This is a genomic window from Rhodococcus sp. CX, assembly GCF_015865005.1.
In the GTDB taxonomy this organism is placed as follows: Bacteria; Actinomycetota; Actinomycetes; order Mycobacteriales; family Mycobacteriaceae; genus Rhodococcus.
Genome location: NZ_JADZGH010000202.1, coordinates 40,189 through 42,493 on the forward strand (window position 1 = coordinate 40,189; position 2,305 = coordinate 42,493).

Annotated in this window: 2 protein-coding genes and 1 pseudogene; all 3 read left to right on the forward strand. The window is 73.4% G+C overall.

Annotated features, from left to right (window positions below; translation table 11 throughout):
• Nucleotides 1-368: pseudogene (locus I0Q12_RS33510) on the forward strand (DeoR/GlpR family DNA-binding transcription regulator); the annotation flags it as partial.
• Nucleotides 365-1,354 carry a 1-phosphofructokinase family hexose kinase gene (locus I0Q12_RS21915; RefSeq protein WP_197254669.1) on the forward strand — a complete coding sequence of 330 codons (990 nt, stop codon included), beginning with the start codon at nt 365-367 and terminating at the stop codon, nt 1,352-1,354. The pseudogene I0Q12_RS33510 and the gene I0Q12_RS21915, both read left to right, overlap by 4 nt.
• Before the next feature lie 9 nt (nt 1,355-1,363).
• A partial coding sequence (locus tag I0Q12_RS33515; RefSeq protein WP_231611189.1) for a fructose PTS transporter subunit IIA occupies nt 1,364-2,305 on the forward strand: 942 nt, incomplete at its 3' end.

The window sequence follows — 2,305 nt, forward strand, 5'->3', positions numbered from 1 at the left end:
GGCTCGGCTCCGTCCGGCTGCATCTGCTCGGCGGTCGCGTCCGCGGCGTCACGCAGGCCACCGTCGGCGAGGACGCGTTGCGCTACCTCGGCATGCTGCACGTCGACGTCGCCTTCATCGGTACCAACGCACTGTCCGCCGATCACGGCCTGTCGACGCCCGACGCGGACGAAGCCGCGGTGAAGCGCCGGATGGTCGAGGCCGCGGACCGCGTCGTCGTGGTCGCCGACTCCTCCAAGATCGGCCGGCGGCACCTGCTGAGTTTCGCTCCCCTCGCTGCCGTCGACGTCCTCGTCACCGACAGCGAGATCGACGAGACCGACCGAATCCAGCTCATGGAACAGGGAATCGAGGTGGTGACGGCGTGATCGTCACACTGACCGCCAATCCGAGCCTGGACCGCACGATCGCGCTGTCCGGCCCGCTCGTCCGAGGCGCCGTGCACCGCACCGCCGACGTGCTCGTCGACCCCGGAGGCAAGGGCATCAACGTCGCACGGGTCCTGCACGCCGCCGGCCACCCGGTTCTCGCGATCCTGCCGGGCAACCCGGGAGACCCACTCCTCGCCGCCCTCGAAACACACGGAATCGACTGCCTGGCAATAGAAACCGCATCGCTCGCACGAACCAACACCACCGTCGCCGAACCCGACGGCACCACTACGAAACTCAACGAACCCGGTAGTGCATACGGCCCCCGGACACGCGCGGAACTCCGGGCCGCCGTGGTCGCCCGGGCCGCCGGGGCGGACTGGACGGTGCTCTCCGGATCGCTGCCCCCGAGCGTTCCGGACGACTGGTACGCCGACCTGGTGTGTGCACTGCGCGCCACCGGAACCCGGATCGCGGTGGACACCTCAGAGGCGCCGCTGCTGGCACTCTCGGCGCGGTTCCCGGAGGCCGCACCGGATCTCGTCAAACCGAACTCCGACGAACTCGCCCAGCTCACCGGCGCCGATTCCGCGGCGCTCGAAGCCGCCGCGGCCGCCGGCGACACCGCTCCGGTGGTCGCGGCCGGGCGCAGCCTCGTCGCCCGCGGGGTCGGGGCGGTGCTGGCCACGCTGGGCGCCGCCGGTGCGGTGCTGGTCACCGCCGAGGGTGCGTGGCGGGCCGTGGCACCGGCGGTCACCGCCCGCAGCACGGTCGGCGCCGGCGATTCGTCGCTCGCCGGCTACCTCGTCGCCGAACGCAACGGTCTCGGCCCGGCCGACCGGCTCCGGCACGCCGTGGCGTACGGATGCGCCGCCGTCGCCCTGCCGGGCACCGCACTGCCCGGCCCGGACTCGGTCGATCCGGCCGCGGTGACCGTCACCGACCTCGATCCCCGCTCCGCGGTACTCCCCCACCACTCGTAAGGACCTGTCATGCCAGATACCGCACCCGCGATCATCGCCGCGGATCTCATCACGCTCGACGCCGATCTCGGCACCGACAAGGCCGCGGTGATCACCGCACTGGCCCAGCGGCTCACCGGAGCGGGCCGCGCCTCCGACGCCGACGCACTCGCGGCCGCCGCCCTGGCCCGGGAGGACAAGTCGGCGACCGGTCTTCCCGGAGGCCTGGCTATCCCGCACTGCCGGTCCGAGGCGGTCACCGCGGCGTCGCTCGGATTCGCGCGGCTGGCCCCGAAGGTCGACTTCGGTGCCCCCGACGGCCCCGCCGACCTCGTGTTCCTGATCGCCGCACCCGAAGGGGCCGGCGCCGAACACATGAAACTGCTGTCGTCGCTGGCCCGCGCGCTGGTCCGCCCCGAGTTCGTCGCGTCGCTGCGCGGCGCCGCCACCGAGGCGGACGTCATCGCCCTCGTCGAGGGCGTGTTGCCGCCACCACCCCAGCCGGCGCCGGAACCTGTGTCGGAACCCCGGCCGGAACCCGAAGCGGAGGCGGTGTCCTCCGACGCGGCCCCCACCGAACGCACGATCGTCGCGATCACCGCGTGCCCCACCGGCATCGCCCACACCTACATGGCCGCCGACGCCCTCACCGCAGCCGGGCAGCGCGCGGGCGTCACCGTCCGCGTCGAGACCCAGGGCTCGGCCGGCAGCACTCCCCTGCCGTCCGCGGCGATCGCCGCCGCGGACGCGGTCATCTTCGCGACCGACGTCGGCGTCAAGGGCCGCGAGCGCTTCGCCGGTAAGCCCGTGGTCGCGTCCGGCGTCAAGCGTGCGATCAACGAGCCCGACGCGATGATCGCCGAAGCGGTCCGTGCCGCAGCCGACCCGTCCACCGCGACCGTCGAGGCCGGTTCCGCTCCCGCGGATGCGGAGGAGACCCGGGGCGGCGAACTCGGCTGGGGCACCCGCATC